The sequence below is a fragment of the Pseudooceanicola sp. LIPI14-2-Ac024 genome, from assembly GCF_042188925.1.
In the GTDB taxonomy this organism is placed as follows: domain Bacteria; phylum Pseudomonadota; class Alphaproteobacteria; order Rhodobacterales; family Rhodobacteraceae; genus Pseudooceanicola.
Genome location: NZ_CP170102.1, coordinates 3,648,664 through 3,662,542, shown reverse-complemented (window position 1 = coordinate 3,662,542; position 13,879 = coordinate 3,648,664). Strand labels below are relative to the sequence as shown.

General features: G+C 68.6%; 18 protein-coding genes. 5 read left to right on the top strand and 13 right to left on the bottom strand.

The genetic code is table 11. The annotated features are described in order from the left end of the window. Nucleotides 1–144 precede the first annotated feature (144 nt). From ACE2AC_RS18025 to ACE2AC_RS17980, 10 genes are all read right to left on the bottom strand, one after another. Nucleotides 145–1,758 (bottom strand): hypothetical protein, encoded by a 1,614-nt coding sequence (locus ACE2AC_RS18025; RefSeq protein WP_375688890.1) that lies wholly within the window; start codon nt 1,756–1,758, stop codon nt 145–147. Between the two features lie 138 nt (nt 1,759–1,896). Further along, nucleotides 1,897–3,039, bottom strand: a complete 1,143-nt coding sequence (locus ACE2AC_RS18020) for an MFS transporter (RefSeq protein WP_375688889.1) — start codon at nt 3,037–3,039, stop codon at nt 1,897–1,899. A gap of 200 nt (nt 3,040–3,239) precedes the next feature. Continuing rightward, nucleotides 3,240–3,509, bottom strand: a complete 270-nt coding sequence (gene rpsO / locus ACE2AC_RS18015) for a 30S ribosomal protein S15 (RefSeq protein ID WP_375688887.1) — start codon at nt 3,507–3,509, stop codon at nt 3,240–3,242. Between the two features lie 136 nt (nt 3,510–3,645). Beyond that, complete coding sequence (locus ACE2AC_RS18010) at nt 3,646–4,551, bottom strand: calcium-binding protein (protein ID WP_375688885.1); 906 nt, start codon at nt 4,549–4,551, stop codon at nt 3,646–3,648. Nucleotides 4,552–4,656: 105 nt separating this feature from the next. Further along, on the bottom strand, nt 4,657–5,178 hold the full coding sequence (locus ACE2AC_RS18005) for a DUF1643 domain-containing protein (RefSeq protein ID WP_375688883.1): 522 nt from the start codon (nt 5,176–5,178) through the stop codon (nt 4,657–4,659). Next, nucleotides 5,175–6,080 (bottom strand): tRNA pseudouridine(55) synthase TruB, encoded by a 906-nt coding sequence (gene truB / locus ACE2AC_RS18000; protein WP_375688881.1) that lies wholly within the window; start codon nt 6,078–6,080, stop codon nt 5,175–5,177. The genes ACE2AC_RS18005 and truB overlap by 4 nt, the downstream gene beginning before the upstream one ends. A gap of 69 nt (nt 6,081–6,149) precedes the next feature. Continuing rightward, complete coding sequence (locus tag ACE2AC_RS17995; RefSeq protein ID WP_375688879.1) at nt 6,150–6,599, bottom strand: DMT family transporter; 450 nt, start codon at nt 6,597–6,599, stop codon at nt 6,150–6,152. Beyond that, the gene (locus tag ACE2AC_RS17990) at nt 6,599–7,117 is read right to left on the bottom strand and encodes a GNAT family N-acetyltransferase (RefSeq protein ID WP_375688878.1); all 519 of its coding nucleotides are present in this window, start codon (nt 7,115–7,117) and stop codon (nt 6,599–6,601) included. Before ACE2AC_RS17990 ends, ACE2AC_RS17995 begins: the two co-directional genes overlap by 1 nt. Nucleotides 7,118–7,127: 10 nt before the next feature. Further along, the gene (locus ACE2AC_RS17985; protein ID WP_375688876.1) at nt 7,128–7,676 is read right to left on the bottom strand and encodes a helix-turn-helix domain-containing protein; all 549 of its coding nucleotides are present in this window, start codon (nt 7,674–7,676) and stop codon (nt 7,128–7,130) included. A gap of 64 nt (nt 7,677–7,740) precedes the next feature. Then, entirely contained in the window at nt 7,741–8,028 is a 288-nt protein-coding gene (locus ACE2AC_RS17980; protein ID WP_375688874.1) for an I78 family peptidase inhibitor, read from the bottom strand. A gap of 135 nt (nt 8,029–8,163) precedes the next feature. Between ACE2AC_RS17980 and ACE2AC_RS17975 the strand changes: the two genes are divergently transcribed. The 3 genes from ACE2AC_RS17975 to ACE2AC_RS17965 all read left to right on the top strand — a co-directional run bounded on the left by ACE2AC_RS17975 (nt 8,164) and on the right by ACE2AC_RS17965 (nt 10,109). Beyond that, nucleotides 8,164–9,294, top strand: coding sequence for an S-(hydroxymethyl)glutathione dehydrogenase/class III alcohol dehydrogenase (locus ACE2AC_RS17975; RefSeq protein WP_375688872.1), 1,131 nt, complete (start codon nt 8,164–8,166; stop codon nt 9,292–9,294). Between the two features lie 4 nt (nt 9,295–9,298). After that, nucleotides 9,299–9,694, top strand: a complete 396-nt coding sequence (locus ACE2AC_RS17970) for an ACT domain-containing protein (protein ID WP_375688871.1) — start codon at nt 9,299–9,301, stop codon at nt 9,692–9,694. A gap of 64 nt (nt 9,695–9,758) precedes the next feature. Then, the gene (locus ACE2AC_RS17965; protein WP_375688869.1) at nt 9,759–10,109 is read left to right on the top strand and encodes a hypothetical protein; all 351 of its coding nucleotides are present in this window, start codon (nt 9,759–9,761) and stop codon (nt 10,107–10,109) included. Between the two features lie 6 nt (nt 10,110–10,115). Here the strand turns inward: ACE2AC_RS17965 and yghX are convergent, their stop codons facing one another. Then, nucleotides 10,116–11,015, bottom strand: a complete 900-nt coding sequence (yghX, locus tag ACE2AC_RS17960) for a YghX family hydrolase (RefSeq protein WP_375688867.1) — start codon at nt 11,013–11,015, stop codon at nt 10,116–10,118. Between the two features lie 163 nt (nt 11,016–11,178). On the opposite strand from yghX, the gene ACE2AC_RS17955 reads away from it, so the two are divergent. Continuing rightward, the gene (locus ACE2AC_RS17955; protein WP_375688865.1) at nt 11,179–11,772 is read left to right on the top strand and encodes an ATP-dependent Clp protease proteolytic subunit; all 594 of its coding nucleotides are present in this window, start codon (nt 11,179–11,181) and stop codon (nt 11,770–11,772) included. A 36-nt stretch (nt 11,773–11,808) separates the two neighbouring features. Here ACE2AC_RS17955 and ACE2AC_RS17950 read toward each other — a convergent pair whose 3' ends face one another. Continuing rightward, nucleotides 11,809–12,435 (bottom strand): class I SAM-dependent methyltransferase, encoded by a 627-nt coding sequence (locus ACE2AC_RS17950; protein WP_375688863.1) that lies wholly within the window; start codon nt 12,433–12,435, stop codon nt 11,809–11,811. A gap of 93 nt (nt 12,436–12,528) precedes the next feature. Here ACE2AC_RS17950 and ACE2AC_RS17945 point away from each other — a divergent pair, with 93 nt between their 5' ends. After that, nucleotides 12,529–13,452 (top strand): LysR family transcriptional regulator, encoded by a 924-nt coding sequence (locus tag ACE2AC_RS17945; RefSeq protein WP_375688862.1) that lies wholly within the window; start codon nt 12,529–12,531, stop codon nt 13,450–13,452. Here ACE2AC_RS17945 and ACE2AC_RS17940 read toward each other — a convergent pair. Further along, nucleotides 13,416–13,805: a VOC family protein gene (locus tag ACE2AC_RS17940; protein ID WP_375688860.1), complete on the bottom strand. Its 390-nt coding sequence runs from the start codon at nt 13,803–13,805 to the stop codon at nt 13,416–13,418. The genes ACE2AC_RS17945 and ACE2AC_RS17940 overlap by 37 nt on opposite strands. Between the last annotated feature and the right edge of the window lie 74 nt (nt 13,806–13,879).

The following is a 13,879-nucleotide window of genomic DNA, read 5'->3' as shown; positions in this document are numbered from 1 at the left end:
TCCTTTTGCACAACGCCGGGGGCCGGAGCGTCACGTCTCAGATTGCGCCGCCATACATCAAAGCGGGTGATTTGGAAACCGTTCTTGACGGAGGGGCGCAGCAAAGCGGCAAACCGCGCGTGCGGAGCCGTCTATCCTTTGCAGCTAGGGATCGCAGGCGTGGATTTCAACCGATGCGCTGGCCGGAAGGCTGGGGGCCCAGGCCGAAAGCGCCGCGCGCATGTCAGAGCCCCGCGCCGGGTCGACAAGGTAGAAATCCACGTGATCGAAGGGCGTGACGATGCTGATCGTGCGTAGGGTCGCGATCCGGCACCATTCGGGTGGCAGCTGGCCGTCGAACCAGTCGGTGAAGAGCATCGCATAGCTCACCCGGTGCAGGTAGGTGAGGTCGCGCAGGGCCTCGGGGGTGCGCTTGCCCGCTGCGGTGAGGCGTCGGACCTCCTCGGACCCCAGCCCCCAGAGATCGAGCACCGCGGCCTCGTTCCGGTAGGATGTCCAGCCGAGGTCGTTCACCGCCACCGGATCGCGGAAGAACCCGGTCGAGAAGCGGTGCATCTGGTACTGCTGGTCGTGGATGTTCTGCGCTGCCGGCGGCATCAGCCGCGTTGCCACGAGGTAGAGCTGCCCGGCCCAGAGGCAGACGGCCGCGATCAGCGGCACGAACCACACCCGCCGCGCCGGTGCGATCGGCAGGGCCGCAAGAACCACCAGCCAGGCCGCCAGCACGCTGGCGACAAGGTAGATGCCGTAGCGGGGAAAGATGCTCCACGACCCGGCCACGCAATGCGCCAGTCCCGCCGCCGCGGTGGCCGCCGCGGTGACACGGGCGGCCGCCGGCAGGCCGGGCCAGAGCGCCGGGACGATCAGGGCAAGCGAGCCGAAGAGCACCCATTGCGCACGCGGCTCGCCCACCAGGTCGCGCAGGTTCTGCATGACCTCGGCCAGGAACGACGCCTCGCCAATGGCGGCGGCAGAGGTGCCGGATTTCACCAGCACGGAACTCGGCAGCGGCGGCAGGCCCATCGACTGCATCGCCAGCACGTAGATGCCCAAGAGCCCCGCCAGCGCCGCCCCAAGGCCAAGCGCCAGCCGCCAGCGACCGAAGGCGGCGAGCGCGACCAACGCCGCGCCCGAGAACGCCAGCCCCTCGAACCGCAGCAGCGGCGCAGCCAGGACCCCGGCGATCAGCACCCAGTGCACCGGCCCGTCGCGGGTCATCCTGGACAGCCCCAGCACGATGGCGAGAGAGGCCAGGACATGCAGCGTGTGCTCCATCCCGACGAAGGCCAGCCCGTAGCCGTGGCTGGCCAGCAGCAGCAGCGGCACCAAAGGGTAGGCCCAGGCGCTGACCCCGCCATTCGCCCGCTCCAGCGCCCGTCCCAGCAGGTGGCCCAACACGAAGGCCGCGCCAAGTGCCGCGGCGACGTTTAGGACCAGCGGGCCGAAACTGCCAAAGCCGAGGGCCAGAGTCACCGCGACAAGAAAGGGATAGGCGATCGACGAGGACGGAGAGGCGTATTCGCCCGGGTTGATGCCATAGCCGCCGCGCAGGATCGTCTCGGCCAGCGACAGGTGGATGTAGGGATCGTCGAGCGCGTAGCCGAAGGTACCGATCCGCGCGACGATGGCCCAGCCCACCACCGCCATGCCAAGGCCGCAGGCGATCACCGCGGCCCAACCGACGCGGTTCGCCTGCCCGTCCAGATCGCGCACCTGCGCGGCCCTGTCGACCGCCGTCGCGGTGTCCGTCGTCGTCATACGTTCCCTGGCCCGTCCCTGCCCAGCATGTCGGACGAACCCTAACGCCGCCCTGCCCCGCTGTCGAAATCGCGACGCGCAACGGACGGACTTTGCGCCGGAGCGTGGCCTTGCCACATCGGACCGGACCCGGACGGCTCAGCTCGCGCGCCCGGCCCGCGGCCAGAGGGCGATCACCAGCATGGCCAGAACCGACAGTGCAGCCCCCACCAGGAACGGGGCGGCGGATCCGGAGACCTGCCATAGCCAGCCGGCCAGGATGTTCCCGATCAGGACGACCAGGCCGGTCACCAGGTTGAAGGTGCCGAAGGCGCTGCCCTTCAGGTGATCCGGCGTCGCCCCGGCGATCATCGCGCCCAGGAGGTCCTGGGAAAACCCCATGTGCAGCCCCCAGAACACGGTGCCCGCGACATAGACCCAGGCCCCCGCCGCCTGCGCCAGGACGAGATGCGCGGCGGCCAGGAAGACGAGGCTGACCAGCAGGAGGCCCCTCGTGCCGATCCGGTCCGACAGGCGCCCGACCGGGTAGGCCGTCAGCCCGTAGGCCGCGTGCATCACCACCAGCGACAGCGGCACCCAGGCCGGCGCGATCCCGGCCTCGAGCGCCTTGAGAAGGACGAAGGCCTCGCTGAACCGCGCGAGCATGATGACCGCCGCCAGCGCGATTACCGCCCAGACCGCCCGGTTGAGGCCGAACGCATCGCCCAGGCGGAACCGCGCCCGCTTGATCGCGTGCTGCCCCGGCGGCTCCTTCACGAAGACCACCAGCACGATCATGCAGAGCGCGGCCGGCACGGCGGCCAGCAAGAAGACCGAAGGGATGTCGCCCGCCAGCAAGAACATCGCCCCGACCGCCAGCAGCGGTCCGACGAACCCGCCCACGGTATCGAGCGACTTGCGCAGGCCAAAGCTCGCCCCGCGGATCTCGGGTGGGGACACGGCGGCGACGATGGCATCGCGCGGGGCGCCGCGGATGCCCTTGCCGACCCGGTCCATCGCCTTGGCCAGCACGATCTGGTCGAGGCTCACCGCCCAGGGAAAGATCAGCCGCGACAGCGCGCCCAGGCCGTAGCCCAGAACCGCCAGCAGCTTGGCCCGTCCGCTGACATCGGACAGCATGCCCGACAGGAACTTGCTGAGCGTCGCGATGGCGACCGACAGCCCCTCGATCGCGCCGATCGCCAGCGTCGAGGCCCCCAGCCCGGTTGCCAGGTAGAGCGGCAGCAGGGAATTGATCATCTCGGACGAGACATCCATCAGCAGGCTGACGATGCCCAGCATCCAGACCGTGACGGGGATCGCAGGCGGTGTGCCCTGTGTCGGGGCGTGTGAGGGTGCAGGTGCAGGCAAGGGTGTCCCCGGTGGTGTCGCCTGTCAGGAAAAGGAAGCGCGACCCCGATGCAAAGGCTGGATGGGTCCGCCCCGCAACGAAAAAGGGGCGGCCCATGGGCCACCCCTTTCGAAACCTGCTGCGGCCTGCCTTAGCGGCGGATGCCGAGGCGCTTGATGAGGTCCTGGTAACGGCCCTCGTCCTTGCCTTTCAGGTAGTCCAGCAGTTTCCGGCGCTGCGCGACGAGCTTGAGAAGCCCGCGGCGGCCGTGGTTGTCCTTGGCGTGCACCTTGAAGTGCTCGGTCAGGGTGGAAATCCGGCTGGTGAGGATGGCAACCTGGACCTCGGGCGAACCGGTGTCGCCGTCCTTGGTTGCGTATTCCTTCATCAGGCGGGTCTTTTCTTCCGCAGTAATCGACATCGGGGTCTCCTGTTTCAAAGGGTTACGGGCACGAGCCGGGATGTCGTCCAGCAAGGTCCATGGAGGCACCGCCCCGCATCGGGCGCGACGGATTGCGGGCATATAGGGAGTCTTTGGCGCGAAGGGAAGCGAAAAGTCAGACCAGCCCGGCGGGCAGGTCAAAGGCGCTCTGCCCCACCACCTGGATGTCGGCCAGGGTGACCGCCTGCTCGGACAGCAGGGTTGCATAGAGGGTCTGGCCGACAAAGACGTGGTGCATGATGCCCATCGACTCGCGGATCTCGACCTCGGGGGCCTCCTGCGCGGTATCGTCGTAGACCACCAGCAGGCTGTCCTCGCCCGGCTGGAAATCCATGATCTCGGCCTCTTCGCCGTCGAAGGTCCAGTCGCCCAGGATCACGGTGTCGGCGCCTTCACCGCCGGTGACGATGTCGCCCTCGTCGGCCAGGATCGTGTCGTCGCCATCGCCGCCGTTGAGATAGTCGATCACGTTCGACATGACGTCCTCCTCTTCCCGACCGTCGACCAGATCGTCGCCGTAGCCGCCGAAGAGCGTGTCGGCCCCCGCCCCGCCGACGAGGGTGTCGTCGTCGTGGTTGCCGTGCAGCGCGTCGTCACCGTCGCCGCCGGACACGAGGTCATCCCCCATGCCGCCATGTGCGCTGTCATCGCCGGGCCCGCCTTCGATCAGGTCATTGCCGAACATGCCGAAGAGCGTATCCGCGCCCGCGCCGCCATACAACCTGTCGTTGTCGTCCCCGCCCCAGATTCTATCTGGATCATCGCCGCCGAACAGGCTGTCCTCGCCCGCCGCGCCCAGCAGGTGGTCCTCGCCTGCGCCGCCATCGATCAGGTCATCCTCGGCATAGCCGTTGATCTGGTCGTCGCCCGCGCTGCCCAGCATCATGTCCGCGAGGGAAGAGCCGGATTGAATCCCCTCCCCCGCGAGGTCGTTATCTTCCGGTTCTCCGGTTTCGGCGTCTTCGTCCACCTCGCCGGGCACTCCGACGAAAACCGTGGCCCCGACCAAAATCATACCCATCAATCCGGCCAGGAAAAACATGACGGCACCCCAGTTTCGTGGCTGCATAGACCACGAACCGGGCGAGTCGGTCAAAGGCAAGCCCCTGACAAATTTAGCGAAATCTTAGAACTCCCAAGGCGCCGGGAGGGTGCTGTAGGCCACGAAGAGCGGATGGCGCGGGTGCCCGTCGCGGGTCAGCCCGAGGTGGTGCATGGCCTGTCCGCGCGCCGCCAGGTCCGCGGCCAGCGCGGGCCCCGCGCCGCGATGTGCCCCGTGCACGCCCCAGGCGGCCAGCACCATGTCGGCCCAGTCGCAGGCCGCCGCGATCGCCCCGGGGTTGCCCGGCCCCTCGGGCGCCTCGGCCCGGCGCAGGTCGGCGGGCGCGGTGGCGCGGAAGGCAAAGAGGTTCACCACCCGGAACGCCCCGTATCCCATGGCCCGGGCGCGCCGTTCGCAGCGTTCGACGGTCGGGTCGTTCGCCAGCTCGGACGCGGTCGAGGGGTTCAGCATGACATAGGCGATGCGCGGCCCGTCCGGGTCCCACGACCGCTCCAGCGCGTAACGGTAGGTCTCGCAGGTCGAATAGGTCGCGCGGGAGGCGACACCCTCCGCCACGTGGACCCGTTCGACTGCCGCGCCGCTCACAGGTTGAAGACGCGCGAAGGGTGCAGTTCCCCGCCCCGGTACTGCCCGACCGCCACCGGCTTGCCGTCGAAGCTGGCCCAGCACTCCTCCCCGTAGTCGAGGTCGTGGGCGATCACCTGCCCCGGGTTGCCGTTGCGCAGGCGGGTCGCCCCGGCATCGGTGGCGCGCACCTCGGGCAGGTCCTGCAGCCCGGCTTCGACCGGCAGCAGCCGCGCATCGAGTTCCGGCGTCCGGGCAAGGCTGTCGATCTCCTCGATCCCGATCCCCTCGGCCGCGACGAAAGGCCCGGACCAGACGCGGCGCAGGCGCAGGACGTGGCCGTGGCAGCCAAGCGCGGCACCGAGATCACGGGCGATGGCGCGGACATAGCCGCCCTTGCCGCAGACCATTTCCAGCATGGCGTGATCCGCATCGGGGCGGTCCATCAGGATCAGGCTTTCGACAAAGAGCGGGCGGGCCGCGATTTCGAACGCCTCGTCGTCGCGGGCCAGCTTGTAGGCGCGTTCCCCGTCGATCTTCACCGCCGAGAACTTGGGCGGAACCTGCATGATGTCACCGACGAAGCGGTTGAGCGCCTCCTTGATGGCGGCGTCATCGGGGCGCGCCTCGCTCTCGGCGATCACCTCGCCCTCGGCATCGTCGGTGTTGGTGGCCTGCCCGAGGCGCACGGTGAACTCGTAGCATTTCAGCGCATCGGTGATGTAGGGCACGGTCTTGGTCGCTTCGCCAAGGGCGACGGCCAGCACGCCGGTCGCCTCGGGGTCCAGCGTGCCGGCATGGCCCGCCTTATTCGCCTCGAGCGCCCATTTCACCTTGTTCACCACGGCGGTCGAGGTCAGGCCCGCGGGCTTGTCGACCACGAGCCAGCCGGAAATGTCCCGGCCCTTCTTCTTGCGCGCCATGTGAGCCTCCGTCGAATGGAAGGCCGCGACCTAGCGAAAGGGGCGCGATCCGTCAATCCGGCCGTGGGCTCAACGCCGCCATGTCACCAGCAGCGCGCCGATCACGACGAGGGCCAGGCCCAGCAGGTTCAGCGCCGACGGCACCCGCTGCGGCAACCCGAAAGCCCCGGCCCGATCGTAAAGCGCCGCCGCCACCATCTGCCCCGCCACCAGCGCCACCAGGTAACCCGCCGCCCCGAGGCGCGGCACCGCGAGGGTCGAGATCGCGACCACCGCGATGCCCAGCATGCCGCCCAGCCAGACCCAGACCGGCATCGCCCTGAGCGCATCGACCCGCGGCGCGAATCCGCCCGCCAGCGCCAGCAGCGCCAGCACGCAGGCGGCAGAGGTAAAGGCGGTCAGCACCGCCTGCAGCGGCCCGCCGAGCGAATGCGCCATCCGGGCATAGATCGGCCCCTGCGCGGCGACGAGCGCCCCGGCCAGCACCGACAGCGCCAGGAAGGGAAACGCGCCCTGCATCACATCTCCAGGTACATCAGCGTGGTCGGCTCTAGCCGGTTCTCGGACGGGTGGCGCGCGAAATGCGGGATCGTGCCCGCCACCTTGAAGCCGACACCGGCATAGACCCGTTCGGCGATGCTGCCCGACGTGGTGTCGAGCGTGACCAGCCGCAGCTCCATCTCGCGCGCGGCGGCGATCAGCTGCCACATCAGCGATTTCGACAGGCCCCGGCCGCGGTATTCCGGCAGCACGAGAAGCTTGGTGACCTCGGCCCGGTGCGCCTGGTTCGGCGGCAGGTCGTAATCCAGCATCACGCAGCCGACGATCCGGCCGTCCCGGCGCCCGACCCAGAGCCGGCGGCGTCCGCCCTCCATCGCCGCGGCGACCTTGCCCGCCCAGAAGGCGCGCGCCTCCTGCTTGGGAAAGGGCAGCACGAAGTTCACGCTCGCCCCGTCATGCACGCAGGCATGCAGGACCTCGGTCAGGCCGTCGATGGCGGCCGGGTAGTCGGTCAGGGAGATTTCGGCGATCTGCATGGGGATGCTCTCACAGGATGAAGATGTAGTAGGCAGCCCCGTCGGCCCCGGCGCGGAACACCGTGGACCCGTCGAGGCGGTAGCGCAGGCAATCGCCCGGGGCGAGGCGGTAGGAGGTGTCGGCGACCTCCATGATCAGGTCGCCCTCTTGCAGGACAAGGTGATGTTCGAGATCCTGGACCGGGGTCCGGTCATAGCGCAGGACGGCGCCGGGGCGCATCCGCCCCTCGATCACGTGGCCGGACAGGTCGTCGGCCGGAGGAGAGACATCGCGCCGGAAGAAACCGCTTTCGGCATCTTCCCAGACGTCTTGGTCCATCTTGCGGACCAGGGGCGCGGTCTCGCCCTCGGCCATCCGCATCAGGCGCGAGATCGGCAGGCCGTAGACCGCGCCGAGCCTGCCCAGCACCTCGGCGGTCGGGCTGGTCTCTCCGGTCTCGATCCGCGACAGGGTGCCCCGGCTGACGCCGCATTCGGCCGCCAGCGCCTCAAGCGTCATGCCCCGCTCGCGCCGCAGGGCGCGCAGGCGATCGGCAAGACGGGTCGTGAGGTCGGACAACGAGAGATCCCATATTCAGGAAAGTTTCCCGAATATGGGATCATTTCTCAGGCAAGCGCAAGCGTCAGGTGCATTTGACCTGCGACACGGTGCCGTTCTGGTCGAGGATGAAGTTCAGCCGGTCCGGCCGGTAGTCCATTGTCGCCGGGGTCGAGGGCAGCAGGATCCGCACCGGATCGGCGCCCGGCGGCACCATGGCCTGGCTGAAGGGCTGGCCGACATAGCCCTGAAGCTGGGACGCGCCGCAGGCGTCCTCGGGCGGCAGGCTGCTGGCGGGCGGGGTGGTTGCCGCCGGCATTTCGCAGGCGGCCAGCGCCACGAGGGCTAGTGCCGAAAAACCGAATTTCTTCATCTTGACGTCTCCCTTTCGAAACTCCATCAGCCCCGAGACTGAGAGCTTGTCGCGACGCTGTCCAGACCCCTTTCGGGATTGCAAACGCGGCGGGCTTCGCCCACGGTCCCCCAAGGTCAATTTCAGGAGCAAGCCATGCGCACCCGTGCCGCCGTCGCCACCCAGGCCGGAAAACCCCTTGAAATCATGGATGTGAACCTCGAAGGCCCGCGCGCGGGCGAGGTTCTGGTCGAGGTCAAGGCGACCGGCATCTGCCACACCGACGAATTCACGCTGTCGGGCGCCGATCCCGAAGGGCTGTTTCCTGCCATCCTCGGGCATGAAGGCGCCGGTGTCGTCGTCGAAGTCGGCGAAGGCGTGAAGAGCCTCAAGCCCGGCGACCACGTGATCCCGCTCTACACGCCCGAATGCCGCGAGTGCTATTCCTGCACCTCGGGCAAGACCAACCTCTGCACCTCGATCCGCTCGACGCAGGGACAGGGCCTGATGCCCGACGGCACCTCGCGGTTCTCGACGCTCGATGGCGACCCGATCCTGCACTACATGGGCTGCTCGACCTTCGCGAACCACACCGTCCTGCCCGAGATCGCACTGGCGAAAGTGCGCGAGGACGCGCCCTTCGACAAGATCTGCTACATCGGCTGCGGGGTGACCACCGGCATCGGCGCGGTGATCAACACCGCCAAGGTCGAGGAAGGCGCCACCGCCGTGGTCTTTGGCCTTGGCGGGATCGGGCTGAACGTGATCCAGGGCCTGCGGCTGGCGGGCGCGGACATGATCATCGGCGTCGATCTCAACAACTCGAAGAAGGAGTGGGGCGAGAAGTTCGGCATGACCCACTTCGTGAACCCCTCCGAGATCGGCGAGGACATCGTTCCCTACCTCGTCAACCTGACCAAGCGACGGGGCGACCTGATCGGCGGGGCCGACTACACCTTCGACTGCACCGGCAACGTGAAGGTGATGCGGCAGGCGCTGGAATGCGCGCACCGGGGCTGGGGCGAGAGCATCATCATCGGCGTCGCCCCCGCGGGCGCCGAGATCGCGACGCGGCCCTTCCAACTGGTCACAGGGCGGGTCTGGAAGGGCACGGCCTTCGGCGGCGCCAAGGGGCGCACGGACGTGCCCAAGATCGTCGACTGGTACATGGACGGCAAGATCGAGATCGACCCGATGATCACCCACACCCTCGCGCTCGAGGACATCAACAAGGGCTTCGACCTGATGCACGCGGGCGAGTCGATCCGGTCCGTCGTGCTTTACTGACCCGATGAGCGGCATCGTCCGCGACACGGCGGCCATGATCGCCGGAATGCGTCCCCTCCTGACCGAGGGGACGTTTGTCTTTGCGCTGAGCGAGGACATGGGCCTGCTCCCCGAGGCCATGGCCTTCTACCGCGAGGCCGAGGGGCCGGCATGGATCCTGCCGTTGGCGGTGGCCGAGGCGCGCGGCCTCGACACGGCGCTGCCGATGCGTTGCATCACCCTGCAGGTGAACTCGGCGCTGGACGGGATCGGCCTGACCGCCGCCGTCGCGGGGGCGCTGACCGAGGCCGGCATCCCCTGCAACATGGTCGCCGCCACCCGGCACGACCATGTCTATGTCCCGGCCGACAAGGCCGACGCGGCGCTGGCCTGCCTGCAGGCTCTATCGGCAGGCGGCTGAACGGGGCCGGGAACCACGGGCCGCTCCGGCGGTTCTGTTGGCATACCCCGCGAAGGAGACCCCGATGACCCCCAAGCTGCCCGTGCCGTCCCGTGACCGCATCCCGTTCCTCAGCAAGATCGAAGAGCCCTCGACCCGCGAGCGCCTGATGCCCGTCGCCATCGGGGTCGGCCTGCTGGCCACCGGGGCGCTGCTGTGGCGGATCAAGCCCTCGGCCCTGCAGATCCCCGAACCCGCGCCCCTGCACGACGACAGCGGCCGGTCGACATGGCGTCGCGCGGCGCGGAAATCGCGCGACGGCGTCGCCCGCGTGGCCCCGGACAACCTGTCGGATTCCGTCGGCCGGTCGCTCGTCTTTGCCGGCGCCGCCCTCCTTGTCACCCGGATGCTGGACGAGGTGACGTCGCGCCGCTGAGCGCGCTCAGTACTTCAGGTGCGCGTCGAAGAACGCCATGGTGCGTTCCCATGCCAGCTGGGCCGCGGCCTCGTCGTAGCGCGGGGTCGTGTCGTTGTGGAACCCGTGGTTCGCGCCGTCGTAGATGTGCACCTCGTAGTCCTTGCCATTCGCGTCCAACGCGGCCTTGTACGCCTCCCACCCCGCGTTGACCCGGTCGTCGAGGCCCGCGTAGTGGATCAGCAGGGGCGCCTCGATCGCCGGCACGTCCGCCGCGTCGGGCTGGCGTCCGTAGAACGGCACCGATGCGGCAAGGTCAGGGTAGGCCACCGCCAGCGCGTTGCACACGCCGCCGCCGTAGCAGAAGCCGACGCAGCCGACCTTGCCAGTGGACTGGTCGTGATCGCGCAGGAACTCGTAGGCCGAGAAGAAATCCTGCATCAGCTTCGCCCCGTCCATCGAGCGCTGCATCTCGCGCCCCTCCTCGTCGGTGCCGGGATAGCCGCCGAGCGGTGAGAGCCCGTCCGGCGCAAAGGCGAGGTAGCCGGCCTTGGCGGCGCGCCGGGCGACATCGGCGATGTAGGGGTTGAGGCCCCGGTTCTCGTGCACCACGAGGACGGCGGGCAGCGGCCCCTCTTCACCGGTCGGCCGCGCCATCAACCCGCGGATCGTGCCGTGGCCCTCGGGGCTCTCGAAGCTGACTTCCATCGTCTCGATCGCCGGGTCGTCCGGGGCGACCTGCTGGGCCAGGGCATAGTTCGGCTGCAACTGGTCGAGGATCATCGCCCCGGTCACGCCCGCGGCGGCATAGCGCCCGGCCCGGGCGATGAATTCGCGCTTGGTCATGTGGCCATGCACGTAACCGTCGAAGATCTCGAGAATGCGCGGATCGAAGTCGCTGGCCTTCTTGCGGGGAAGCTCGTTCATGCCTGGTCCTCCTGTCAGCCGGAACGCTCGCCGGAGCCTAGCACGCCGTCCGCGCTGCCGTGGCGTCACAGGCACGTGATCTTCCATGTGCCATCGGCTTGCATCCCCGGCCGCGGGGGTGTTGGCTGACAGCACCGATCACCCGCCACCACGGAGCCCCCCCATGCAAAGCAAGATGCTCGAAGAAACCGGCACCATCACCGCGCTCGACCGTCCCACCGGGGTCGAGCACCACTTCTTCCACTCGCGCAACGTGATCATCGCGGGCGAGATCAACGACAAGGTCGCCAAGCGTGCGACGATGGAACTGCTCGCCCTGGCCGAGGTCAGCGACGATCCGATCAACGTCATCATCTCGTCCCCCGGTGGCCACGTGGAATCGGGCGACATGGTGCATGACATGATCAAGTTCATCCGCCCCCGCGTGCGCACCATCGGATCGGGCTGGGTGGCCTCGGCCGGGGCGCTGATCTTTGTCGGCGCGGACCGGGCCGACCGGTACTGCCTGCCGAACACCCGTTTCCTGCTGCACGAGCCCTCGGGCGGGGTCGGTGGGCAGGCCACCGACATCGGCATCCAGGCCGAACAGATCCGGATCATGCGCGAACGCTTCCACAAGCTCTTTGCCGAGGCGACGGGCCAGACGCCCGAGAAGATCGCCGAGGACACACACCGCGATTTCTGGCTGACGGCCCCGCAAGCGCAGGACTACGGCCTGCTGGGCTCGATCGTCCGCTCGGTGGACGAGATCAGGTAACTGGCGGCGGCCCCGGGCATCGCCCCGGGGCCGTGTTCACCATCCCGCCCGCTGCGCCACCACGAACCGCGCGCCGGATTTCCGCGAATACCACCCGGTCTCGACGATCTTCAGCCCGGCCGCCTCGTGCATCGCGTCGAGTTCCACCGCCGACATGATGTGCACATGGGGTGCCTTGCCGATCCGCTGCATCGCCCAGAGGATCGGACGCAGCCAGGATTGCCCGTCCTTCAGGCAGCCGGACTTGGTGATGACATAGCCGCCCGGCTTCACCGTCTCGGCCATGTGGCGCAACAAGCCGCCCGGATCGGTCGCGAGGTGGAGCAGGTTGAACCCCATCACCGCGTCATAGGCGGCCTGCCCGTAGTCGTCCTCCATCCCCGCGCGCCAGAGCCGCAGGTTCGGGACGCCGGCCTCTTCGGCCCGCGCCTGCCCGATGGCGACCAGTTCACCCGAGATGTCGGTGGCGTCGTACTCGGCGACCAGCGGGGCCAGCCGGATCGGCGTCGTCCCCGGTCCCGCGCCCAGTTCCAGCACCTTGGCGGAGGGGCTGAGATAGGCCGCCACCCGTTCCAGCGTGGCGTCGTAGTTGGCCATGTCGGGGATCTTGCGGGCGGCATAGCGCTGCGCCATCCCGTCCCAGAATTTTTCTGCCGTTTGCATGTCGTGTCTCCGTTTCTCTATCACGGGCAGGCTACCTCAAACGCAGACGCATAATAAATTGCCAGAATTCGCATCATCGTTATACACAAACACATGAACACCCCCGCTGCCGCCTTCGATTGGAACCAGGCGCGCGCCTTCCTCGCCACCGCGCAGGCCGGCTCACTCTCGGCCGCAGCGCGCCTGCTTGGCCAGACCCAACCGACGCTCGGCCGCCAGATCGCCGCGCTCGAGGCGCAGCTTGGCGTGCAGCTCTTCGACCGGGTGGGCCGGGCGCTGGTGCTGACGCAGGCCGGGCGCGACCTGATGGTCCACGTCCGCACGATGGAAGAGGCCGCGACCCGGTTCTCCCTTGCCGCCAGCGGACGGGCCGAGGCGATTGCCGGCGAGGTCTCGATCACCGCCAGCGACACCGTCGCCACCTACACCCTCCCGCCGATCCTCGCACGGCTGGCCCGCACGGCACCGGAGATCCGCATCAACCTGATCGCGTCGAACGACCTGGCCGACCTGTCCCGGCGCGAGGCCGACATCGCCATCCGGCACGTCCGCCCGACGCAGGGCGACCTGACCGCGCGGCTGATGGCCGAAGGCACTGCCCGGCTCTATGCCACGCCCGGATACCTCGACCGGATCGGCCGGCCGCAGGCGATCGAGGACCTGGTCCGCGCCAGCTTCATCTCGATGGGGCCTGCCGACGAATTCGCCCGCCAGCTCGGGTTGCGCGGCATCCCGATCGAGGCGGCGCAGGTCACGCACCAGACCGAGAGCAGCCTGGCCTACTGGGCCCTCGTGCGCGAGGGCCTGGGCGTGGGCGTGATGTCCGACGACGTCGCCACCCGCACCCCAGGGATCGAGGCGATCCTTCCCGACCTCGTCGTGGTGCAGGTGCCGCTCTGGCTGGTCACGCACCGCGAGTTGCACAGCTCCCGCCGCATCCGGCTGGTCTTCGACACGCTGGCCGAGGCGCTGTCTTCCGCTCAGGCGAACTGGATCAGGTCCCAGAGGTTGCCGTAGAGGTCACGGAACACCGCCACGGTGCCATAGCTCTCTTCCTTCGGCTCCCTCTCGAACGCGACGCCGCGGGCCCGGTAGGCCTCGTAATCCCGCCAGAAATCGTCGGTCTGCAGGAAGAGGAACACGCGTCCGCCGGACTGGTCGCCGATGTATTCCTCTTGGTGCATGGTCGAGGCCCGGGCCAGCAGCACCGAACAGCCGCCGCCCGAGGGCCGCACCAGCACCCACCGTTTGCCCTGCTCCGGCTGGTCGATATCCGCCACCAGCTCGAATCCCAGCCGGTTGACGTAGAACGCGATCGCCTCATCGTAGTCGCGCACGACCAACGCGACATGGGCCAGGGTCTGGGTCATCGGCCTCCCTCCCGTACCGAACCGACGGCCCGAGCTTACGCCCGCGCGACGCCCCTAGGCAATCGCCGCCCCGG

Bases quoted from the DNA above. Each gene is read 5' to 3' on its own strand.
- ACE2AC_RS18025 (WP_375688890.1), bottom strand. From the start codon at position 1,758: ATGACGACGACGGACACCGCGACGGCGGTCGACAGGGCCGCGCAGGTG.
- ACE2AC_RS18020 (WP_375688889.1), bottom strand. From the start codon at position 3,039: ATGCTGGGCATCGTCAGCCTGCTGATGGATGTCTCGTCCGAGATGATC.
- rpsO (WP_375688887.1), bottom strand. From the start codon at position 3,509: ATGTCGATTACTGCGGAAGAAAAGACCCGCCTGATGAAGGAATACGCA.
- ACE2AC_RS18010 (WP_375688885.1), bottom strand. From the start codon at position 4,551: ATGGGTATGATTTTGGTCGGGGCCACGGTTTTCGTCGGAGTGCCCGGC.
- truB (WP_375688881.1), bottom strand. From the start codon at position 6,080: ATGGCGCGCAAGAAGAAGGGCCGGGACATTTCCGGCTGGCTCGTGGTC.
- ACE2AC_RS17995 (WP_375688879.1), bottom strand. From the start codon at position 6,599: ATGCAGGGCGCGTTTCCCTTCCTGGCGCTGTCGGTGCTGGCCGGGGCG.
- ACE2AC_RS17990 (WP_375688878.1), bottom strand. From the start codon at position 7,117: ATGCAGATCGCCGAAATCTCCCTGACCGACTACCCGGCCGCCATCGAC.
- ACE2AC_RS17980 (WP_375688874.1), bottom strand. From the start codon at position 8,028: ATGAAGAAATTCGGTTTTTCGGCACTAGCCCTCGTGGCGCTGGCCGCC.
- ACE2AC_RS17975 (WP_375688872.1), top strand. From the start codon at position 8,164: ATGCGCACCCGTGCCGCCGTCGCCACCCAGGCCGGAAAACCCCTTGAA.
- ACE2AC_RS17970 (WP_375688871.1), top strand. From the start codon at position 9,299: ATGAGCGGCATCGTCCGCGACACGGCGGCCATGATCGCCGGAATGCGT.
- ACE2AC_RS17965 (WP_375688869.1), top strand. From the start codon at position 9,759: ATGACCCCCAAGCTGCCCGTGCCGTCCCGTGACCGCATCCCGTTCCTC.
- yghX (WP_375688867.1), bottom strand. From the start codon at position 11,015: ATGAACGAGCTTCCCCGCAAGAAGGCCAGCGACTTCGATCCGCGCATT.
- ACE2AC_RS17955 (WP_375688865.1), top strand. From the start codon at position 11,179: ATGCAAAGCAAGATGCTCGAAGAAACCGGCACCATCACCGCGCTCGAC.
- ACE2AC_RS17950 (WP_375688863.1), bottom strand. From the start codon at position 12,435: ATGCAAACGGCAGAAAAATTCTGGGACGGGATGGCGCAGCGCTATGCC.
- ACE2AC_RS17945 (WP_375688862.1), top strand. From the start codon at position 12,529: ATGAACACCCCCGCTGCCGCCTTCGATTGGAACCAGGCGCGCGCCTTC.
- ACE2AC_RS17940 (WP_375688860.1), bottom strand. From the start codon at position 13,805: ATGACCCAGACCCTGGCCCATGTCGCGTTGGTCGTGCGCGACTACGAT.